The organism is Pedobacter sp. Leaf194, assembly GCF_001423945.1.
Lineage (GTDB): Bacteria > Bacteroidota > Bacteroidia > Sphingobacteriales > Sphingobacteriaceae > Pedobacter.
In genome coordinates, this window is the sequence record NZ_LMPU01000008.1 from 16,044 (window position 1) to 37,134 (window position 21,091).

Annotated in this window: 16 protein-coding genes and 1 pseudogene; 8 read left to right on the forward strand and 9 right to left on the reverse strand. The window is 40.9% G+C overall.

Annotated elements, in window-relative coordinates; translation table 11 throughout:
- Nucleotides 1-7 precede the first annotated feature (7 nt).
- Entirely contained in the window at nt 8-928 is a 921-nt protein-coding gene (locus ASG14_RS07770; RefSeq protein WP_082491448.1) for a type IX secretion system membrane protein PorP/SprF, read from the forward strand.
- Nucleotides 929-1,097: 169 nt separating this feature from the next.
- Here ASG14_RS07770 and ASG14_RS07775 read toward each other — a convergent pair whose 3' ends face one another.
- Both ASG14_RS07775 and ASG14_RS07780 read right to left on the reverse strand, forming a co-directional pair.
- Complete coding sequence (locus tag ASG14_RS07775) at nt 1,098-1,550, reverse strand: hypothetical protein (protein ID WP_056870516.1); 453 nt, start codon at nt 1,548-1,550, stop codon at nt 1,098-1,100.
- Nucleotides 1,543-2,169, reverse strand: coding sequence for an alpha-ketoglutarate-dependent dioxygenase AlkB (locus tag ASG14_RS07780; protein WP_056870517.1), 627 nt, complete (start codon nt 2,167-2,169; stop codon nt 1,543-1,545). Before ASG14_RS07780 ends, ASG14_RS07775 begins: the two co-directional genes overlap by 8 nt.
- A gap of 104 nt (nt 2,170-2,273) precedes the next feature.
- Here ASG14_RS07780 and ASG14_RS07785 point away from each other — a divergent pair, with 104 nt between their 5' ends.
- The 4 genes from ASG14_RS07785 (at nt 2,274) to ASG14_RS07800 (ending at nt 8,373) form a co-directional block, all read left to right on the forward strand.
- Nucleotides 2,274-3,005 carry an ImuA family protein gene (locus tag ASG14_RS07785; RefSeq protein ID WP_056870518.1) on the forward strand — a complete coding sequence of 244 codons (732 nt, stop codon included), beginning with the start codon at nt 2,274-2,276 and terminating at the stop codon, nt 3,003-3,005.
- A gap of 1 nt (nt 3,006) precedes the next feature.
- Nucleotides 3,007-4,509 carry a DNA polymerase Y family protein gene (locus tag ASG14_RS07790; protein ID WP_056870519.1) on the forward strand — a complete coding sequence of 501 codons (1,503 nt, stop codon included), beginning with the start codon at nt 3,007-3,009 and terminating at the stop codon, nt 4,507-4,509.
- Between the two features lie 5 nt (nt 4,510-4,514).
- On the forward strand, nt 4,515-7,745 hold the full coding sequence (locus ASG14_RS07795) for an error-prone DNA polymerase (RefSeq protein ID WP_056870520.1): 3,231 nt from the start codon (nt 4,515-4,517) through the stop codon (nt 7,743-7,745).
- A 136-nt stretch (nt 7,746-7,881) separates the two neighbouring features.
- Entirely contained in the window at nt 7,882-8,373 is a 492-nt protein-coding gene (locus tag ASG14_RS07800; RefSeq protein WP_056870521.1) for a 2'-5' RNA ligase family protein, read from the forward strand.
- A 152-nt stretch (nt 8,374-8,525) separates the two neighbouring features.
- Here ASG14_RS07800 and ASG14_RS20510 read toward each other — a convergent pair.
- Nucleotides 8,526-8,663: pseudogene (locus ASG14_RS20510) on the reverse strand (YegP family protein); the annotation flags it as partial.
- A gap of 45 nt (nt 8,664-8,708) precedes the next feature.
- Complete coding sequence (locus tag ASG14_RS20515; RefSeq protein ID WP_235528541.1) at nt 8,709-8,858, reverse strand: DUF1508 domain-containing protein; 150 nt, start codon at nt 8,856-8,858, stop codon at nt 8,709-8,711.
- 383 nt (nt 8,859-9,241) lie between these two features.
- Between ASG14_RS20515 and ASG14_RS07810 the strand changes: the two genes are divergently transcribed.
- The 3 genes from ASG14_RS07810 to ASG14_RS07820 are packed head-to-tail and all read left to right on the forward strand — an operon-like array spanning nt 9,242 to nt 13,156.
- Nucleotides 9,242-10,024 carry a 2Fe-2S iron-sulfur cluster-binding protein gene (locus ASG14_RS07810; RefSeq protein ID WP_056870522.1) on the forward strand — a complete coding sequence of 261 codons (783 nt, stop codon included), beginning with the start codon at nt 9,242-9,244 and terminating at the stop codon, nt 10,022-10,024.
- A gap of 12 nt (nt 10,025-10,036) precedes the next feature.
- Nucleotides 10,037-11,017 carry a xanthine dehydrogenase family protein subunit M gene (locus tag ASG14_RS07815; protein WP_056870523.1) on the forward strand — a complete coding sequence of 327 codons (981 nt, stop codon included), beginning with the start codon at nt 10,037-10,039 and terminating at the stop codon, nt 11,015-11,017.
- A gap of 12 nt (nt 11,018-11,029) precedes the next feature.
- Nucleotides 11,030-13,156 carry a xanthine dehydrogenase family protein molybdopterin-binding subunit gene (locus tag ASG14_RS07820; protein WP_056870524.1) on the forward strand — a complete coding sequence of 709 codons (2,127 nt, stop codon included), beginning with the start codon at nt 11,030-11,032 and terminating at the stop codon, nt 13,154-13,156.
- A gap of 148 nt (nt 13,157-13,304) precedes the next feature.
- Here the strand turns inward: ASG14_RS07820 and ASG14_RS07825 are convergent, their stop codons facing one another.
- From ASG14_RS07825 to trpA, 5 genes are all read right to left on the reverse strand, one after another.
- Nucleotides 13,305-14,714: an efflux transporter outer membrane subunit gene (locus tag ASG14_RS07825; protein ID WP_056870525.1), complete on the reverse strand. Its 1,410-nt coding sequence runs from the start codon at nt 14,712-14,714 to the stop codon at nt 13,305-13,307.
- Nucleotides 14,701-17,898, reverse strand: coding sequence for an efflux RND transporter permease subunit (locus ASG14_RS07830; RefSeq protein WP_056870526.1), 3,198 nt, complete (start codon nt 17,896-17,898; stop codon nt 14,701-14,703). The genes ASG14_RS07825 and ASG14_RS07830 overlap by 14 nt, the downstream gene beginning before the upstream one ends.
- 55 nt (nt 17,899-17,953) lie before the next feature.
- Nucleotides 17,954-19,156, reverse strand: a complete 1,203-nt coding sequence (locus ASG14_RS07835; protein ID WP_056870527.1) for an efflux RND transporter periplasmic adaptor subunit — start codon at nt 19,154-19,156, stop codon at nt 17,954-17,956.
- Between the two features lie 71 nt (nt 19,157-19,227).
- Nucleotides 19,228-19,833 (reverse strand): TetR/AcrR family transcriptional regulator, encoded by a 606-nt coding sequence (locus tag ASG14_RS07840; RefSeq protein ID WP_056870528.1) that lies wholly within the window; start codon nt 19,831-19,833, stop codon nt 19,228-19,230.
- A gap of 439 nt (nt 19,834-20,272) precedes the next feature.
- Nucleotides 20,273-21,040, reverse strand: coding sequence for a tryptophan synthase subunit alpha (gene trpA, locus ASG14_RS07845; RefSeq protein WP_056870529.1), 768 nt, complete (start codon nt 21,038-21,040; stop codon nt 20,273-20,275).
- Between the last annotated feature and the right edge of the window lie 51 nt (nt 21,041-21,091).

Genomic DNA, 21,091 nt, shown 5'->3' on the forward strand with positions numbered 1-21,091 from the left:
TACAGACATGAGAGCAATTACATTTTATATAAAGCAAATAAGTCGCGTAACGTTTCTATTTGCAGCAAGTATGCTATTTTTTAGCGTTTCAAAAGCACAGATTCTACCTTTAAACGCACAGTACTTTCAAAACCGTTATTTGGTTAATCCATCAATGGCAGGTATAAACGAGGGTTTAAACATCAATGGAAGTTTCCGCAAGCAATGGTCGAATATTCCCGGTGCACCACTTACTCAAAGTGTAACATTAGATCAGCAGGCAGGCAAAGTTGGCTGGGGAGCTAACATATACAATGAAAAATCGGGAGGTTTGCAGCGCACAAAAATGGTTGGAACTTTCGCATATCACCTACCTTTGAATGCTGATGACCAAAAGTTAAATTTTGGTATCTCCTTTGGAGCTAGTCAGGACAAGCTCGATTTAAGCAGCATTAAAAACAGCGACCTAAATGACCCAGCGATAGCCCGCTTTAACGACAGAGGTTATTATTTCGATGGCGATTTCGGTGTATCTTACACTTCGCCAGGTTTAAATATTGAAGCTGCCATTCCGAACATGCGCTCCGTTTTTAGAGATGATGACTTGAACTATGCAGATAAGCCTACCTTTTATTCTGCGGTAGGCTATAAGTTTAGTTTTGGAGAAGGTATTAATGCTATAAGCCTGGAGCCTAAGGGAATTTTTAGAGGAATTAAAAACTATAAGAATTTGTGGGATGCAGGAATCAACGCAAACTTCGCAAATGATAAGTTATCTGTGATGGCAATGTACCACAACACTCAGAATGCAACTGTAGGTTTCGGCATGAATTACAAATCTACTTTGTATTTTATGGCTTATTACAACACGGCTACTTCTGCAATAAGTGGGTATACCGATGGCGATTTCGAAATAAACCTTCGGGTAAATATCGGCAAGAAAAAATAGCTTGATACTTAGAATGTTTTGTCGACTGGTTTTCCAGGCTCGGCAAATAAAAATTAATGAGCCGCAAACCAGGAGATTTACTTCTGATTTGCGGCTTTTTTAATAATTTACCTTAACAATAAGATTTATTTTTTCGATTCCGGCTGTTTTTAATGATTACTTTTAGCGATTAGATTTTAACTTTTACAACGAAGTCATCATCAAAATTAGCAGAGAAAACCTCAAAAACTACCTCCCACTCGTCCTTGACTAATTCCTCAATAAAATTTCTAAAAATTTTTTCAAAAGAAATGAAGTTGATTCCAGGTTTGGTAACCACCAGATAAGCAGATTCAGACTTAACAATAACCTCCTGGACTTCATCAGGCCACCTGTCTCTAATTTTTTTAGGAAGTTTCAAAAACTGCTGTGCTTTAATAAAACGACTTACTGATTTGATGAATTCTTGTTCCAGTCTTACATTATCACTATGCCAACAACCAGTTTCTATATCTAATTGGCCCAAAATTTCATCATCATCCAAAATTAAAAACGGACTTTCTGAATTCTCCTGTATCAAAATACAGGCACTTAAACCCAAATCTGTGCCCGAATCTTCATATATGTATTGAAACTTAATCATTGGTAAAAGGTTTAATGATGTGCCTGAAAGTGAGGTTAATTCTCGGCTTCATGTTTTTTTTTGATTTAGCAATACGACGATCCCATTTCTGTTGAAGGTCGCCCTTCATAATTAATAATGAGCCATGACCAAGTCTAACTGAGTATTTCTCCTGATGATTTGATTTCAACCGGATATCGAAAGACCGTACTTGTCCAAAAGATAAGGAGGCAATAACAGGGTGGGAACCCATTACTGTTTCATTATCGCTATGCCAGGTTACGGAATCTTGCCCATCACGATAATAATTTAAGAGGACACTATTAAATGAAATACCTGCAACCGGTTCAACTAATTTTTTTAGTTTTAGAAGTGCCGGAGTCCAGTTTACAGGAATCGATTTACCCAAGGCTGCATAATCAATTTCTTCGCCATCACCGTACCATGCACTTAATCTTGGCGTTATAACTTCCTTATCATAATAACGCAAAATCTTTTGTTTCCATGGCGTATATACCAGTAAATGAGATAATAACATATCGCTTTGAAAGGCATCAATAAATCCTTCATGGTACTCAAGTACATCATTTGGCAAGCCTTTCGTTTGTCCGCTTTCGGCAAAAAAACTTAACTGTTCCATAAAACAAAAGTGCAAAACTTTTTTTGAATTACTAATATTTTTAGCATTATATTTGTTATCTCCTTAAAAGAAAACCATTTTGTGGTTTATAATAATGATAGCATATGATGCCTACTAAAAAAAACCTGATTGAACATCTTCGGAAAGAAATTTTCCGCATGCAGGGCTTTAGCGTAGCAGGTAAATCGGGCGGTATTAATTTTGGTTTGCAAAAGATTGAGGATTCGTTTCCAAATTCGGTATTCCCGACTGGCGCAATACATGAATTTCTTTGCATGGCTAATGAAGATCATGCTGCCAGTGCCGGCTTTATAAGCGGATTATTAAAAACACTTTCTGCAAAAGGTAGTCCGATGATATGGGTTTCTACCAATCGAAATTTATTTCCCCCGGCATTGAAAAGTTTTGGCATCGAGCCAGACAGGATTATCTTCATTGATGTAAATAAAGAAACAGATGTACTTTGGGCAACGGAGGAAGCCCTAAAATGTAATGGCCTTGCAGCGGTAATTGCCGAAATAAGCGACCTGAGTTTCACGCAATCTCGCAGGCTTCAACTTGCTGTAGAGCAAAGTAAGGTAACTGGTTTTATCCTCAGAAGGAATGAGGAAAGAATGACAGCAAGCCCTTGTGCGGCACGCTGGAAAGTATCGCCATTGCCCACAGCTGCTGAAGATGAACTTCCGGGTTTGGGTTTTCCAACCTGGAGTGTTGAACTGTTGAAAGTAAAAAATGGAAAACCCGGAAAATGGACTGTTCAATGGTTTGCAGATAATTTCAAGATTTTAAGTACACAACCAGTTGTTGAGACTATAAACTTTTCTAAAGCAGTTTAGCATGGAAAAAAGATATATGACGATATGGTTCAGGTATTTACTGGCAAACCGGATGACTTTACGCAAACCTGAGCTTAAGGATAAATCCTTTGTTTTTAAATCGACTGTAGCAAATCGCGTAGTAGTCTCCGCATGTAATAATAATGCACAAAAGCAAGGCATTTTCATCGGAATGCCGCTAGCAGATGCTATGGCTATCCTACCGGATTTAGAAGTTTTTCAGGAAATCCCTAAACAAAATGAGCGGCTTTTAAAAGCCCTGGGTAAATGGTGTATTCGTTACACACCAATTGTAGCTGTAGATTTGCCTTGCGGATTGATATTTGATATTAGCGGTTGCACACATTTATGGGGTGGTGAAGCAGGATATTATAAAGAAATAATTAACCGGCTGCGCAATCTTGGTTACGATGTTCGTGGTGCAATTGCCGACACAATCGGTGCTGCACGTGCCGTAGCACATTATGGAAACATTAGCCCTATTGTAAAAAGCAAAAAACAACACGAAGCTTTATTACCCTTACCACCCGCGGCACTCCAGTTAGAAAATATAACCTTGCAGAAATTAAATAAGTTAGGGTTAAACACCATAAACAGCTTTATTTCCATGCCGCGGTCTGTGTTGCGCAGGCGTTTTGGCGAAAATATGTTGCAGCAAATTGCCAGAGCTTTAGGTGATGAAGAAGAACACATAAAGCCTATCCAGGTACCACAACCTTATGAGCAGCGCCTGCCGAGTATAGAACCCATTAGAACTGCAACAGGGATTGAAATTGCCATTAAAAACTTGCTCGAATTACTTTGTAAACAATTAAGCAATGATGGTATGGGTTTGAGGGCTGCCTCTTTAAACTGTTACCGTGTTGATGGAAAAATTATTAGCGTAAATATCGGCACTAATATGCCTAACAGCAACCCGAGCCATTTATTTAAACTTTTCGAACTTAAAATTGCTTCCATTGCCCCTGCTTTGGGTATAGAACTATTCATTATGGAAGCCACAAAAGTAGAAGAACTTAATCCTGTGCAGGAAATTTTATGGCAAAAAGAAGGCGGCTTAGATGAAATGTGTTTGGCAGAATTATTAGACCGGCTCGCAGGCAAATTAGGAAATTCTGTTATTCACCGCTACCTGCCACAGGCCAGATATTGGCCAGAGCGATCTATAAAAGCTGTGAATTCTTTTAGTGAGAAACTTGAAATTGGATGGATGAACGACAGACCACGGCCGGTTCAGCTGCTAAACAAGCCTGAAGCAATTGAAGTGACTGCTCCGATTCCGGATTACCCACCAATGCTATTTCGTTATAAAGAACAAACCCATAAAATAAAAAAAGCCGATGGACCTGAAAGAATAGAACGCGAATGGTGGCTGGATGAAGGTCAGCATCGTGATTATTACACCGTTGAAGATGAATCGGGGAAACGCTATTGGCTGTTCCGTTCTGGCCATTACAATGGTGAGAAACCTTCTGGTTGGTTTATTCATGGCTTTTTCGCTTAAAAATTATGCAATACAGTGAACTACAGGTAACAAGCAATTTCAGTTTCTTACGCGGCGCCTCGCATCCGGAAGAATTGGTTGAACAGGCAGCTTTTTATGGTTATAAAAAAATAGCAGTAACCGACAGAAATACGCTGGCAGGGATTGTACGTGCACATGTTGCAGCAAAAAAAGCTGGAATAGATTTTATTCCAGCCTGCCGGCTCGACCTATTGGATGGGCCTTCATTGCTTGCCTATCCTAAAAATATTAAAGCATACGGACGTCTATCTGCATTGCTTAGCCTCGGCAACAGCAGAGCCGAAAAGGGAAAATGCCACATTAACAAAGCCGATGTTTATGATCATGCTAAAGACATCATATTTATTGCCATCCCGCCGGATAAGCTAAATACCCTTTTCGATTTTGAAGATAATTTTAAAATGCAATTGGCAGAATACCGAAAAGAGTTGGGTGATAAGCTTTACCTTGCGGTTTCAAAAAGTTATCTGGGAGATGACCAAAAAAGAATATTTCGCCTTTCGCAACTCTCGAAAACGTTGCAAATTCCGCTTGCGGCCACCAATGATGTACATTACCATAACCATGAAAGAAGAGAACTGCAAGATATTTTAACCTGTGTTCGAGAAAAATGCACCATACACACTGCAGGATTTTTGCTTCATCAAAATGCCGAACGACACTTGAAGCCGGTGGAAGAAATGCAACGGTTGTTCCTTCAATATCCCCACGCGATTGAAAACTCGAACAACATTGCTCAAGCTTGCACCTTTTCACTTGATAGTCTCAATTATGTATATCCAGAAGAAATCACCTCTGAAGGGCGGACACCACTTCAAGAATTGATTCACCTTACCTGGCTTGGTGCCAGCGAAATGTTTGGCGAAAATATTCCTGATAAAATAGCGCATAATATCCGTTACGAACTCGCATTTATGGAAGAAATGAATTATGCTTCTTATTTCCTCACTGTTTATGATATTGTAAAATTCGCACGCTCAAAGGGTATTCTTTGCCAGGGTCGGGGTTCTGCTGCCAATTCTACAGTTTGTTATTGCCTTGGCATCACTTCTGTAAATCCAACTAAATTCGATCTGCTTTTCGAACGCTTCATTTCTTCTGCACGGAATGAACCTCCTGATATTGACGTTGATTTTGAACATGAACGGCGTGAGGAAGTAATTCAATACATCTATCAAAAATATGGAAGAGACCGGGCTGCTATTGTGGCTACTGTAACGCAGCAGCACCAAAAAGGTGCCATTAGAGATGTTGGTAAGGCAATGGGTTTATCTGTTGATACAGTAAACAAGCTTTCCTCTGCCATTTGGGAATTTACCGATGAATGGTTCGAGCCAGAGCGCATAATAGAAGCAGGTTTAAATCCTAAAGACCCCCACCTTAAAAAAGTATTGCAGTTAACCGGCCAAATGATGGGCTTTCCCAGACAATTAGGTCAGCACACTGGAGGTTTTGTAATTACCCAGGGAAAACTTACGGATCTTTGCCCCATTCTTAATGCCCGAATGGCCGACCGTACCAATATTGAGTGGAATAAAGACGATATTGATGCACTCGGTTTTTTGAAAATCGATGTGCTGGCGTTGGGTATGCTAACCTGCATCAGTAAAGCTTTCACCCTGGCTAAACAGCATTATAACCTCGACCTTAGTCTGGCAAAAATCAATGAAAAAGACGATTCAAAGGTGTATGAAATGATTAGTCATGCAGATACTATTGGTGTTTTTCAAATCGAAAGTCGTGCCCAGCAATCCATGTTGCCCCGCCTTAAGCCTAAATGTTTTTATGATTTGGTAATTGAGGTGGCTATCGTCCGCCCGGGACCAATTCAGGGCGACATGGTGCATCCTTACTTACGTCGTAGAAATAACGAGGAAAATGTAGAATACCCATCAGAAGAACTGGAAGAAATACTGAAACGTACTTTAGGTGTTCCTCTTTTTCAGGAACAGGCAATGAAAATAGCCATTGTTGCTGCAGGCTTTACACCTACAGAAGCCGACGAATTACGCCGGAGTATGGCAACTTTCAAATTCAAAGGACTTGTTAATCAATTTGAGCGAAAACTTATCGATGGCATGCTGGCAAAAGGCTACACAGAGGAATTTGCGAAAAGGATATTCCGCCAGCTGGAAGGCTTTGGCAGTTATGGTTTCCCTGAAAGCCATGCTGCAAGTTTCGCACTTCTGGTTTATGTTTCCTGCTGGCTTAAATGTTATTATCCTGATGTATTTGCCACAGCTTTGTTAAACAGTATGCCAATGGGTTTTTATCAGCCGGCGCAAATTGTAATTGATGCCAAAAACCATGGCGTCGAAGTATTGCCTGTAGATATTAATTTTTCAGAATGGGATAACTTACTGGAAGGCAAAAACGATAAATACCACAAAATTCGTTTAGGCTTTCGTCAGATTAAAGGCATCCGGGAAGAGGAAATGCAAAAGCTTAGCCAAAACCGAAGTCAGCACTACCGAACCATCCCTGAACTTATGGACAAAGGCATTTCGCAAGCTACCTTGGAGCGCTTGGCTGATGCAGATGCCTTTCGTTCTATTGGCCTCGACCGCCGTCAGGCTCTGTGGGAAGTTTCAGCGCTTGCAGATAAACCGATAGCTCTTTTTCAAGGTCAACCCTCAGAAACTGAAAAAGAAACACAGATAGAATTACCGTTGATGAGTGTTTCTGAACATGTTGTCCAGGATTATGCAACTACATCACTATCCTTGAAGGCACATCCGGTAAGTTTTGTACGCGAAAAATTGCAGCTTTTAAAAATTCTATCAACAAAGGAAACCGCTGAAAGCTGGGATGGACGACTGATAAAAGTTGCCGGATTGGTGCTGGTAAGGCAACGCCCTGGGACTGCCGGAGGCGTTTGTTTCATCACCATTGAAGATGAAACCGGAGTAGCCAATCTTGTGGTTTTTCAACATCTGTTCGAAAAATACCGAAAAGAAATACTTGGCGCCAGGCTCCTCATGGTAGAAGGAAAACTCCAACGCGAAGGTGAGGTAGTACATATTATCGTTCAACGCTGTTTCGACCTTACTAAAATGCTTCGTTCCTTAACCAAAGGTGAAAAAGAAGAACTGCCTTTACTCACCCTTTCAAGGTCTGATGAAAGAGCACCATTTCCTGCTGCGCAAAATAAACGGACGCTTGTAAGGGAAGATGCATCAGAAAAAGCCATACCAGAAGCGAGAAACTTTAGATAATAATCGTAAATTCTAAAGTAAAATAATTGGAGTTTGCTTCGGTAAATCAAAAATCAAATATTTTGAGTACATTAAATTAATAGCGTAAATCTCCTTATTTCCCTAACAAAAAACATAACTTATCAAGCTAACTGAAATGAGTTCCTTAATATTAACAGCAAGAATAGATTCTGAAAATCAGGTGTTTTTTGATAAGATGCGTCAACAGCATTTTCCTAAGGAAATCAATCTTTTGAAAGCACACCTGACATTATTCCATAAATTGCCTGATGCCCCTGAAACCTACGAAATTTTGGAGCAAGTGCTCGAAAAGCCTTTCGAAGCAACCATTAGTGAAATAAAAAGTATCGGCCGTGGTGTTGCCTACTTTCTTTCCTCGCCAGAACTTTTACAAATTCGTTCTTCACTAAAGCATAAATTTCAAGCACAGCTTTCCTTACAAGATCAGCAAGGCTACAGGCCACATATTACCATTCAAAATAAGGTTAAACCAGAAGATGCAAAGCAGTTGCTTCAGGAAATTGCTTCTTCGTTTGAACCATTTAAGATTGTAATTGAAGGATTAGACTTATGGTATTACCTGGATGGACCATGGAAACATGCCACGCACCTCCCCTTTTGGTCCTAGTAAGCTTCGAGGATTAGTCGCCAGTTTTAGGCCAGCTTCAACAATACAGGCAATGGTAACCCATTGTAAGCATAATTGAAATTTAAAAAAATCGAAAAAAAAGCGCCCCCAAACGGGGCGCCTTTAATCATTAGGTGTGTCTTTTAATTAGGTTATGTGGTGGTATCTTCAACTGGCGCATCTGGTGCGTTTGTTGCCACCGATTTGATTCCATTTTCACAGCCTGCTGATGTTTCATACATTTCGCTGGTTCCAATTATTTGTCCATTGGCCGCTTTAAGATTGAAATAGGCTTTACCACTAACCGCTGTTTTACGATCGAACTTCGTGTCATCCTACGAATTAACTCTTACCGAATCAATACCGCTTTCACATCCAGCTTTTGATGCATAGCCCTCGCTTGCTAGAATTGGCTGTCCGTTACCGGCATCAAGATTAAATTGGAACTCGCCGTTTGTTCTTTTTTTGATTACAAATTTTCCCATGGTTTTAAATTTAGGTTAACGTAATCATGGGGCATAACAATAGGATGGTGGAAAAATATGAATTTTTGATTAAAAAACCATGTAAAAAGATAATTCTTAAAGCAGGCAAATAAGGCGATGTTGAATATTATTTACTCCGATTCCCACATCTTTTTAGAATAAAATGAGTTTGTCAAACATTATTAAAACGCCGGTTCTTTGGTGAGTTTCTATTGGTGAACGAACTGCAGGAATCATATTAGGGCTAAAAAGTTCTGTGCCAGTCAATTGTTGCACAAGATTTTTACAAGAAGCTAAAAACCATAATCAAGCATTGCTGTTTACAATCTTGTGTATCGAAGAATCGCTATACCAACTGCTTAAATTTCCAAAAAGCCAGGAGCATGAAACAAAACAAAACGCAACTTACCCCTGATGAATTAAAGCTATTCGGCGATTTAATGCCAGAAGAGCTGGAAGAAGTCATCCAATCTGGTTTTAACCGGCGTCATTTCGTTAAGCTTATGGGTTTGGCTACCGCCGGTTTACTGGCTAGTTACACACTTGGCGCAACACAATTATTTGCTCGCCCGGTGGCGCCAGATGAAATTCCTGATCTCCTACCCGAGGCCATCGAAAATGGCGTTAATGTAACTTTTAAAGTAAATTCAGGTACTAGAAGTGTGCTGGTTGATTCGAGAATGACCCTTTTGGATACGCTTCGCGAAAGAATTGGCTTAACAGGAACAAAAAAAGGTTGCGACCATGGCCAGTGTGGCGCTTGCACTGTTATCGTAAATGGTGAACGCGTTTTATCGTGCCTCACCTTAGCGGCCACCTGTCAGGGTAAATCAGTTCTCACGATAGAAGGGCTGGCAAAAGGTAATGAGCTCCATCCCATGCAAACTACATTTCTTAAACACGATGGCTTTCAGTGTGGCTTCTGTACACCTGGGCAAATCTGTTCTGCTGTAGCGTTGATGAAAGAAGCAAAGGAAGGCCAGGCTAGTTTTGTAACTAAAAATATAAGTGCTGAAGCAAAACCTCTTATGTTATCCGATGAAGAAATCTCAGAGCGTATGTCGGGAAATATTTGTCGCTGTGGTGCATACCCCAACATTGTTGCGGCAATTAAAGAAGCCCAAACCGGTAAAGACGTTCCTCAAACCTGGCTTTTTACGGATTAATAATAAGCAACTATGAAACCATTTAAGTTTATTTCGGCTACCAGTCAGGAGCAAGCGGTTACCATGCTCAGTAAAAATGCCGAAGCCGCATATTTGGGAGGTGGAACAAACCTTCTTGATTTAATGAAGGAGCATGTTGCGCTTCCTAATGAGCTTATCGACATTGGAAACCTCAAGCTAAAAGAAATTAAGGCAACAACAGGCGGGTATTCTTTAGGAGCCCTTGCTAAAAACACCGATACTGCAAATCACCCATTGGTGCGTTCAAACTTGCCAATGTTAAGTAAGTCAATATTGGCCGGAGCCTCCGCTCAGATAAGAAACATGGCAACAAATGGTGGCAATCTACTTCAGCGTACACGTTGTAGTTATTTTTACGATATTTCCATGCCCTGCAATAAAAGGGTGCCCGGAAGCGGTTGCGCAGCACTTGAAGGGTTCAATCGAATGCATGCAATTTTCGGCTGGTCTGAACATTGCGTCGCCGTTTATCCTTCTGATATGGCCGTTGCACTTGCTGCTTTAAATGCAACTGTTAAAGTTCAAAATAGCAAAGCAGAACGTACTATAGCATTCAGGGATTTTCATTTGCTACCGGGAAATCATCCGGAGAGAGATAATAGCTTAACGCATGGCGAACTCATCACAGCCATCGAGATACCAAAAAACAATTTTTCAACGCATTCTGCATACGTTAAAGTTCGGGATAGAAATTCGTACGCGTTTGCCTTGATTTCAGTTGCCGCGGGCCTACACCTGAGCGGGAACATTATACAATCTGCTGGTATTGCAATGGGCGGCGTTGCACATAAGCCATGGAGAGCACTGAAAGCAGAAGAATTTCTTAAAGGTAAAGTGGCGACGACAGCAAACTTTACCGAGGCCGCAGAAATAGAAATGGCCGGAGCAAAGGCACTTTCGCACAACAAGTTTAAAATAGAAATGGGCAAAAGAACGCTGATTAATGCGCTAGAAATGGCGCTTAAAGGTTAGATAAAATTTAGCATGGAAGACAGCAAAAAATCTATCGGTAAAGGTATCGATCGCATTGACGGGATTTTGAAAATTACCGGTAAAGCAAACTACGCTACCGATTATCCTGCGAAAAACATGGCCTACGCGGTATTGTTTAAAAGTACCATCGCCGCCGGGGAAATTAAAAAAATCGATACCAGTGAAGCTGAACGTTATCCTGGCGTTTTAAAAGTGATTACGCATGAGAATGCACCGAAACTAAACCCCGAAGGCGGTTTAAGGGGCGGCGCTTTGCTGCAAAGCCCTCAAATTACTTTTCATGGCCAGCACATTGGTATGGTTGTAGCCGAAACTTTTGAACAGGCAACCGCTGCAGCACATTTGGTTAAAGTGGAATACACCAAGAAATCCGAAAAAATAGATTTCGAAAAACTTGCACAAACGCCGGAGATGCCAAAAGGGAAAGAATTGGCTGATTTAGTTCGTGGTGCCGGAAAATCGGCCCTCGATACTGCAGAAGTTAAAGTAGAAGAAACCTATGAAACGCCAATAGAACATCACCATCCTATGGAACCCCATTCTACAATGGCAATTTGGGAAGGTGAAAAGTTAACGCTTTACAATGGTTCACAAATTATAAACGGCGCTCAGAGCGCAGCAGCCGCAACCCTAAACTTAAAATCAGAACAAGTTCGAATTGTTTCACCTTTTATTGGTGGCGGCTTTGGTTCAAAAGGCGGACAATGGGCAAACCTGGTGTTAGCCGCTGTGGCCGCAAAAATGGTTGGAAGGCCAGTTAAATTAGCACTTACCAGGCAGCAAATGTTTAATTCGGTGGGTTTGAGGCAACGTAACATTCAAAAGCTGAGCATCGGTGCAACAAAAGAAGGTAAATTGCTAACCTTGGCCCATGAGATCATTTCGCACACCGCTGTAGACAGCGAGTACATTGAGCCTTGCGGCGATTGCACCAAGATAATGTATGCTGTTCCAAATAGTCTGATAAGTTATCGGGTTGTTCCGATGAATTTAATCTTACCAACCTACACCCGCGGCCCGGGAAAATCGACTGGGAGTTTTGCGCTGGAATCTGCAATGGACGAACTGGCTTATAAACTTAACATGGATCCGATAGAATTAAGGATAAAAAATGAACCGGAAAAAGACCCTTCAAACGGAAAGCCCTGGTCATCTAGAACAACCGTTAAGTGTTTGCAGGAAGGTGCCAAAGCGTTTGGATGGAACATGAGGAAACTAGGGCCGGGAACAAACAAAGTTGGCGATGATTTTATTGGTTATGGTGTTGCCTGCGGTACCTATCCTGCAAGGCAAAGAGAAAGTTCGGCAATAATTAAACTTAAGTTAAAAGACAGAAAAGTATATGCGACCGTTGAAATTGCTGCTTCTGATTTAGGCACAGGAACACATACAATACTGGCGCAAACCGCCGCAGATGGTTTGAGCATACCTGTGGAACAGATTAGCGTTAAACTTGGCGACTCGGATTTACCTCCGGCAGCAGGTTCTGTTGGTTCTGTTGGTGCGTCGAGTTTTGCCAACGCCGTTAATGATGCCTGTACCAAAATAACACATGAATTGCTGGCCAAATCCGGAAAGCAATTTTTTGTCCGCCCAACAGCGGCACAGTTGATGATTTCAGAAAATACCGCTGAATTTGAAACGCGTTCCAATTCAAAAGCACCAGCCGACGCCGAAAAATTTTCGTCCCATAGTTTCAATGCAAACTTTGCTGAGGTTAGGGTAAACGGGATTACTGGAATGGTTAAAGTAACCCGGTTTCTGGCCGTTACAGGCGCAGGCAAAATTTTGAATCCTAAAACAGCAAGGTCACAAATAATTGGTGGCAACGTGTGGGGAATTGGAATGGCTTTAACAGAAGAATCCGTAATCGACCCCAGATATGGCAATTTTGCAACGCGATCTTTTGCTGACTATCACGTGCCAAGCAATCTCGATATCGGTAACTTGGATGCAATGTTCGTGAACGAGCAAGATATTATCCCGAATAAAATGGGTGTAAAGGGTATTGGCGAAGTTGGTATTGTTGGTGTAGCTGCTGCTGTAGCCAACGCTGTTTTTAATGCAACGGGCAAGCGAATAAGATCGTTACCAATAACACCAGATAAGCTTCTTTAAAAATGTTGTGAGACTGCTTAAGTAGCCGCAAAGCAAAGCTTAGAGAAACCATATAAGACATCAGCAACTGTAAACACATTTGTTTAATGCCTTATATGGTATTACTTATTTTGAATAGTTAACAATTTAACTCGTAACGAATGCTGAATTAGTTCCAACCGCCGCCTAATGACCTATACAAGCCAACAACCGCGTTCAGCTGCTCGGTTTTGATGGTGGTTAGTTCCAACTCGCTTTGCAATAAATTGCCTTGGGCAGTAATTACTTCGAGATAATTAGCCATGCCGCTTTTAAATAGTAAGCTCGCATTTTTTGAAGCCTGTTGTAATGTCTGCGCTCTTTTTTCAGCAATGCTGTATTGGGCTTTCAGTTTTTCTACTTTCGTTAACTCGTCAGAAACTTCGCCTACTGCATTGATTACCGATTGGCGAAATTGAATAACAGTTTTTTCTCTGTCAATTTTGGCAAGCTCCAAGTTGGATTTAAGCTGACCTCGTTGAAAAATCGGCTGTGTAATGCCACCAGAAACCAACCCAAATAACGAGGCCGGCATACTAAACCAGTTGCTTGCTTTAAAAGAATTAATGCCTCCGCTTGCACTGATGACCAGAGATGGGTACAGACTTGCTGTTGCAACGCCAACTTTAGCATTCGCAACATTCAAAGCAAGTTCTGCGGATTTAATGTCGGGCCTGCGACTAAGCAATGCTGATGGAAACCCTGCATTTAAATCCTGAGGTATTGCCATTTTATCTAAGCGATTTGTACGGTTAATCGATTTCGGTAAAGTACCAATTAAAACGCTTAGGGCATTTTCCTGTAACGCTACATTTTGCTCCAGGCGGGGAATCAGTTGCGCCGCATTTAGCTGTTGCGCCTCTGCCTGCTGAATGGCCAGCGAAGTTACCTGACCAGCATCAAACTGCAGGTTAATAATTCTTAAAGTGCTGTCATTCAGTTTTAAATTTTTCCTCGCGATTTCCAATTGTGCATCCAACATCAGCAGATTATAATACCCTTGCGCAACGTTTGCAACCAAACGGGTTTGAACGGCTTCACGAGCCTCTTCCGTTTGCAAAAAACTTGCTAAGGCACCCGCTTTTTGGTTGCGGATTTTGCCCCAGATGTCAGCCTCCCAAAATACACCAAGGTTTGCATTATAATCTTCAATATGGGTAGAACCAGTAAACTGATTAAGGCTTAAACCGTTTAAACTGTTATCAGATGGGCGACTGGAGCTCGCTGTAACCTGCAATTTCAGCTCCGGTAAATAACCCAGTTTAGATTGTTTAAATAACACTTCGGCCGCATCAATGTTCTTCAACGCGATCTGCATATCGTAGTTCTTGACCAAAGCCGTATCAATTAAATTCTGTACGGTAAGGTCGTTTATGAAATTCTTCAGAGGCAAATCGCCAATGCTTGAAGAATCTTTTGGTGCCATGTTTCTAAACATTTTAGGCGCCAAACTTTCTGGCAAAGCCAGATCTTTAGAAACCGAACATCCACTCCAGATTAACGCAAGGAGCAGGATGGTAAAAATATTAAACCGTTTCATATAATTCGTGATTTATAGTCGGTTCCTCGTGATATGAACGAACCTCCTCTTGTGATTTTTTTGAAAATTTTTCCTGAACAGCCTGGAATAAAACGAAGAGTACAGGAATGATGAACAAACCTAAAATTACTCCTGAAATCATTCCTCCGGCTGCGCCGATACTAATTGAGTGGTTACCCTGAGCAGACGGACCAGTAGCACCCATCATTGGAATTAAGCCTACAATGAAGGCAAGGGAAGTCATAATAATTGGGCGTAACCTTGATTTTGCCGCTTCTAAAGCAGATGAAACCAGTGGTTGGCCGGCACGCCTACGCTGTACCGCAAACTCCACAATTAAAATTGCATTTTTTGCGAGCAAACCAATAAGCATTATCAGTGCTACCTGAACATAAATATTATTTTGAATTCCTGTTAAACCGATGGCGACGAACACACCAAATATTCCAGCCGGGATGGATAAAATTACGGCAAGTGGTAAGATGTAACTTTCGTATTGTGCCGATAGTAAAAAGTAAATAAATACCAGACACAATAGAAATATCACAGTTGATTGCCCACCTGAAGAAATTTCCTCTCTTGTTTGGCCTGAGAATTCGTAGCTATAACCCGCAGGCAAGTGTTTTTCAGCAACTTCTTCAATCGCTTTAATCGCCTGTCCGGAACTGAAGCCCGGTTTTGGAATGGCATTGATGGAAATCGAATTGAACAAATTGTACCTTGATGCTGTTTCAGAACCATAAATACGACTAAGTTTTACCAAAGTATTAATCGGAACCATTTCGCCGCGGTTACTTTTTACAAAAACCCTGTCAATGCTGGATGGGTCTGCCCTATCCTGAACATCGGCCTGCACAACCACACGATAATATTTACCAAAACGGTTAAAATCTGACGCTTGGGCACTACCAAAATAGGTCTGCATTGTCTGCAAAATATCTTTAACATTTACGCCCAGTTGGTCGGCTTTTTCATCATTAATGTCCAGTTGCAACTGCGGATAATCGGCCTTAAAACTGGTAAATGCGACGGCAATTTCCGGGCGTTTCATTAACTCGCCGATAAACTGCTGAGAAATACCACTGAATTTATCCAGTTTACCACCTGTTTTGTCTTGCAGTACCATATCCAACGCTTCCACGTTACTAAATCCCGGAACGGTTGGAAAGCTAAATACGAAGAAGCTTCCGCCAGAAATTGCACCTAATTTCCCACGAACCTGATTCATAATTTCCTCAATGTTTTTCACCGCTCCGCGTTCCTCATTCGGTTTCAACAGTACGAAAACCACTGCAGAAGAAGGACTTGTTGAATTGGTAAGGAGGTTGAAACCCGAAATCGCAGTTACATCCCTTGAGGCATCGAGTTTACTTAATAGCGTTTCTGCCTCTGTCATTACTTTTTGAGTTCCATCCAACGATGTTCCTGACGGCGTGTTTACGGCAATGGCGATAAATCCTTGGTCTTCTGTCGGAATAAAGCCGGCCGGTGTGGTCTTAACCATAAAAACTGTGGCCAATGTAATCAGAGCCAAACCGCCCATACTTAACCATTTATGCCGAACCAAAAATTTCAGTCCGCCAACATAGCGGTTAGTTAAGGAATTGAAACTATGGTTAAAACCATTAAAAAACCTTTGTTTAAAATTTGGTTTAACCTCTGGGTTTTCGCTCTGCGGTTTATGATTGTCTTTTAAGAACAAGGCCGCAAGCGCCGGACTTAAAGTTAGTGCGTTCACCGCGGAAATTACAATCGCTATGGCCATAGTAAAGGCAAACTGGCGATAGAAAACTCCGGTAGAGCCTTCCATAAATCCGACAGGTAAAAATACCGCCGCCATAACAAGGGTAATGGAAATGATGGCACCGGTGATTTCGTGCATCGCCTCGTGTGTGGCCGCTTTCGGGCCCAAATGCTTATGCTCCATTTTGGCATGCACCGCTTCCACTACCACAATCGCATCATCTACCACGATACCAATGGCCAGAATTAACGCAAACAACGTTAATAAGTTGATGGAAAAACCAAACAACTGCATAAAAAAGAAGGTTCCTAAAATAGCAACCGGAACTGCAATGGCCGGAATAAGAGTTGAGCGGAAATCCTGCAGGAATAAAAATACAACAATGAAAACCAGAATAAACGCTTCTACCAAGGTATGCTCCACCTGTTCAATCGATTGATCTAATGAAACTTTGGTACTGTAAAAAATGTTCTTTCTAATACCGGCCGGAAAAGTTTTTTCCTGTTTAGCCATCAGCTTATTAATCGCAACCTGGATATCGTTGGAGTTTGAACCAGCCAACTGAATAATTCCAATTACAATACCTTTTTTACCATTTAAACGGGTAATGCTGTTATAAGAATAAGCCCCAAGTTCAACTCTTGCCACATCTTTCAAGTGTAGAATCGAACCATCGGCATTGGCACGTATAGCTATATTTTCATACTCTTCGGGTTTGGTTAATTTGCCTTTATATTTAATTACGTATTCAAAAACTTCTTTACTTTTCTCGCCAAATTTACCAGGAGCAGCCTCCAAACTCTTGTCCTGGATCGCTTTCATAATTTCGTTTGGCGTAACCTGATAAGTGGCCATCTGTGTTGGGTTTAACCACACACGCATCGAATAGTCTTTTACACCGCCAAAAATTGCAGCCGAGCCTACACCTGGTATACGTTTAATTTCAGGAATGATATTAATTTGTGCGTAATTTGCCACAAAAGTCTGGTCGTATTTTTTCTCGTCATCGGTGTATAAACCAATAGCCATAATAAAACTGTTCTGCTGTTTAGCAGTAGTTACGCCCTGCTGCACTACCTCTGCCGGGAGCTGACTGGTAGCCTGCGCTACACGATTTTGCACATTTACAGCTGCCTGATCTGCATTAGTACCTAATTTAAAGAATACTGTAATGGCTAATGAACCATCATTACTGGCCGTAGAGCTCATGTAAGTCATGTTTTCTACACCATTAATCGATTCTTCGAGCGATGGCGCTACAGAACGCAAAACCGTTTCGGCATTCGCACCCGGATAAACTGCAGTAACTAAAACCGAGGGTGGCGCAATATCAGGGAATTGTTGCAAGGGCAACTTAGTAAGGCCGAGTACACCTAAAATCACCAACAAAATGGAGATAACGGTTGCCAGTACAGGCCTTTGTATAAATATTTTGAACATTGTTTTAAGTTTTATTTTTGTTCTTGAAATGTACTTTAAGCTTTTGCTTTAATGTTTAGCTTTTAGTTTTTAAGCTTGCAGCTTTGTCTGTAGCCTTTTCAGGGGTAATCACCTGACCTTCCTGCAAACGATCTAAACCGCTGAGTACAATCTGGTCGCCAGATTTTACGCCGTCTTTTATCAGATAATTATCGCCACTTTTACCGATAACGGTGATGGGCATTTTGTTAACCTTATTGCCTTTCTTTAGCGCAAAAACGAAAACTTTATCCTGCATTTCTACAGTAGCTGATTGTGGAATTAAGATTGCGTCATCATGCTTTAAACCTAAGCGAAGTTTGCCGGTATTGCCTGAACGTAAAGTACCACTGGCATTAGGAAAACTTGCTCTCAAAGTAATTGCGCCAGTATTTTTATCAAACTGACCATCAATCATATCAATTTTTCCTTTTGTTGGATAAACAGAATTATCAGCTAAAACGAGCTCTACGGCAGGCAAATGTTTAATTCGGTCTGCAGGCGTTTTGCCAGGGTAGTTAGTGTTAAAACTGTTGAAATCATTTTCCGCCAGTGCAAAATAAACATGCACTTCGTGGATGTCTGACAACTGAGTTAAAGCAAGCTGGTCACTTGGCGAAACTAAACTTCCCTGTTTTTTGGGAATACGGCCAATATACCCGCTAACGGTTGCCTTTACATTGGTATAACCCAGGTTAATCTGGGCCGAGGCAACACTTGCCTTTGCCTGCTCGGCATTTGCCTGCGCAATCTTATAAGCAGTTTTAGCTGTTTTTAACTGAAACTCGGAAACTACCTTGTTTTGAACAAGTGGAGTTAACTTATCAACCTCCAGCTGGGCATTTAAAATCGCAGCCTCAGCGGCATGTAAGCTTGCTTTTGCATTGTTCAAGGCCTCACGATATGGGTTATCATTTATCTTGAAAAGCGTTTGACCGGCAGAAACAAAAGCGCCTTCATTTACCAAAACACTTTGCAGGTAACCGCTCACCTGAGGGCGAACGTCAATATCTACAGCCCCTTGAATTGATGCAGGATACTCAATATATGTGGTTTCAGCACTTGCATTTACCGTGCTCACAGGCAAAACCGGCGGCGGTGGCGCAGCCGCAGCTTGGTCTGGAGCCGATTTACAACTTGCTAGAAAAACAGAAAATGATAAAATAATTAACGTTAACTTAACATTATTAAATTGTTTAACACTGTTAAGTAAAATAAACAAACGGTGGATAGCATTCATATGAATATAATTAATTGTGGATTTATGATGTATAAATAATCTAACAGTGTTAAATTACAGGGTAAAAAAAATTAGCTGTTTATAGATAAGGTAATGCCTTTTATAGCATCCTTTAAAATTTGTTGGTTTAGTTCGTCTGTTGTTCTGCCGTTAGGCCGCACAAGGTTAATGGATATCAAGCCATGGATAATAGACCAGTAAGTGTAATATTTCATGCAGATATCGTTATCAGAAACTGGTTTTTTTTCAAACAGCGATTCAATAACATCACCCAGCATAGAACTAACCGTTTCAGCCTCAGGCATGGTGCTTTTCACATTGCAACACACCATATCTACGCCGTACATCAATTGGTAAAACTCTTTGTGGGCAAATGCAAAGTTCCAATACGCCACCCACATGGCCTCCATTTTATCTTCAGGATTTTCATGCTTGTCGCGTGCCTCACGAATGTCTTTGCCCAACATTTGATAACCTCTTCTGGTGAGTTCCAGCAAAATTCCTTCTTTGTTAGAAAAATATTCGTAAATAATTGGCGCAGTGTACTCAATCTGGTCTGCAATTTTACGCATACTCAAAGCCTGCCAACCCTCTGTTTGAACAATATTCAAGGCGGCATCCAGAATGCTTGTTCTGGTTTCTTCTTTCAAACGTAGAATTCTTTCTTTACTTCCCATGACTGGAATTATTAGGTGTAAATAATCTAACACCGTTAAGCAAATGTAAAACCATTTCAGAAATCTAGAATCATCGAATTGTCAAATCAAATTGGCCTTTAAAAAATGTGTATTTAAAATGCTTTAAAGCCGTATTCTGTGGAACTTAAATCCATCAGATATTTCTACTGTCATTCGAAAATTGATTTTTTTGGAGATTTTGTGTTTTTGGAAAGCAATGTCTGTCGCTTTTTTGTAACAGCGCTCCCGCCCTTTATTACAATCTTTTTCAACTTCTGTTGTGCAGTAATGCAAATTTGTCTTTAATTTCTAAGGGCATAGCAAAATTTGACGATGGTAACGGAAAAAGTATTTCCATTTCGGTCGGGTTTAAAAATAAAAGAGATTGCAGGAAACTAACAAAGAAAATAAGCTTCCCACACAATAATTTTACTAATTCTTATCCTTTAAATTCCTTCATAAAGTTACTTACACTTTCCTCCAAGTTGCCATTTTCTATTGCTTTAACGAAAGCAGTACCAATAATGGCTCCGTTAGCATAAGAACAGGCTTTATCGAACGTTTTCCTGTCGCTAATACCAAAACCAATCATGGTTGGGTTTTTAAGGTTCATAGCTTTAATTCTCCCGAAGTATTGGGCTGTCGTATCTCCAACTTCGAGATTTTTTCCGGTTGTTGCCGACGATGAAAGGAGGTAAATAAATCCATTGGTCAAACCATCAATTTTGTGGATTCGTTCATCAGCCGTTTGAGGCGTAATTAAGAAAACGTTGCTTAAATTATGTTCTTCAAAACAACCTTTATAAAATTCCTCATATTCAACCATCGGTAAATCAGGAACAATGCAACCGTCAACGCCAACTTCAGCGCAGGCATTGCAAAAATTTTCTACACCAAATTGCAAAACCGGGTTTACATAACCCATCAACAACACCGGGATTTTTACGTGCTTGCGCAAGTCTTTAAGCTGCTCAAAAAGCACTTTCAAAGTCATGCCCTGGTCTAAAGATTGTTTACTACTGGCTTGAATAACCGGTCCATCAGCAACAGGATCAGAGTAAGGAAATCCAATCTCGAGCATATCAGCGCCATGTTTTTCCAACAACTCTGCAATTTCGATGGTATCACTAATATTTGGATAACCCGCTGTGTAATAAATTGATAATATATTTTTCTTCTTCTCGAAGAGCTCTTTAATTCTATTCATGATTTTAATTTTTCGCCATGTTAAGGCCCAGGGAATCTTAATTGCTCACCG

Excerpts from the sequence above, each read along its gene's own strand:
- ASG14_RS07770 (WP_082491448.1), top strand. The coding sequence starts at position 8 with ATGAGAGCAATTACATTTTATATAAAGCAAATAAGTCGCGTAACGTTT.
- ASG14_RS07775 (WP_056870516.1), bottom strand. The coding sequence starts at position 1,550 with ATGATTAAGTTTCAATACATATATGAAGATTCGGGCACAGATTTGGGT.
- ASG14_RS07780 (WP_056870517.1), bottom strand. The coding sequence starts at position 2,169 with ATGGAACAGTTAAGTTTTTTTGCCGAAAGCGGACAAACGAAAGGCTTG.
- ASG14_RS07785 (WP_056870518.1), top strand. The coding sequence starts at position 2,274 with ATGATGCCTACTAAAAAAAACCTGATTGAACATCTTCGGAAAGAAATT.
- ASG14_RS07790 (WP_056870519.1), top strand. The coding sequence starts at position 3,007 with ATGGAAAAAAGATATATGACGATATGGTTCAGGTATTTACTGGCAAAC.
- ASG14_RS07795 (WP_056870520.1), top strand. The coding sequence starts at position 4,515 with ATGCAATACAGTGAACTACAGGTAACAAGCAATTTCAGTTTCTTACGC.
- ASG14_RS07800 (WP_056870521.1), top strand. The coding sequence starts at position 7,882 with ATGAGTTCCTTAATATTAACAGCAAGAATAGATTCTGAAAATCAGGTG.
- ASG14_RS20515 (WP_235528541.1), bottom strand. The coding sequence starts at position 8,858 with ATGGGAAAATTTGTAATCAAAAAAAGAACAAACGGCGAGTTCCAATTT.
- ASG14_RS07810 (WP_056870522.1), top strand. The coding sequence starts at position 9,242 with ATGAAACAAAACAAAACGCAACTTACCCCTGATGAATTAAAGCTATTC.
- ASG14_RS07815 (WP_056870523.1), top strand. The coding sequence starts at position 10,037 with ATGAAACCATTTAAGTTTATTTCGGCTACCAGTCAGGAGCAAGCGGTT.
- ASG14_RS07820 (WP_056870524.1), top strand. The coding sequence starts at position 11,030 with ATGGAAGACAGCAAAAAATCTATCGGTAAAGGTATCGATCGCATTGAC.
- ASG14_RS07825 (WP_056870525.1), bottom strand. The coding sequence starts at position 14,714 with ATGAAACGGTTTAATATTTTTACCATCCTGCTCCTTGCGTTAATCTGG.
- ASG14_RS07830 (WP_056870526.1), bottom strand. The coding sequence starts at position 17,898 with ATGTTCAAAATATTTATACAAAGGCCTGTACTGGCAACCGTTATCTCC.
- ASG14_RS07835 (WP_056870527.1), bottom strand. The coding sequence starts at position 19,156 with ATGAATGCTATCCACCGTTTGTTTATTTTACTTAACAGTGTTAAACAA.
- ASG14_RS07840 (WP_056870528.1), bottom strand. The coding sequence starts at position 19,833 with ATGGGAAGTAAAGAAAGAATTCTACGTTTGAAAGAAGAAACCAGAACA.
- trpA (WP_056870529.1), bottom strand. The coding sequence starts at position 21,040 with ATGAATAGAATTAAAGAGCTCTTCGAGAAGAAGAAAAATATATTATCA.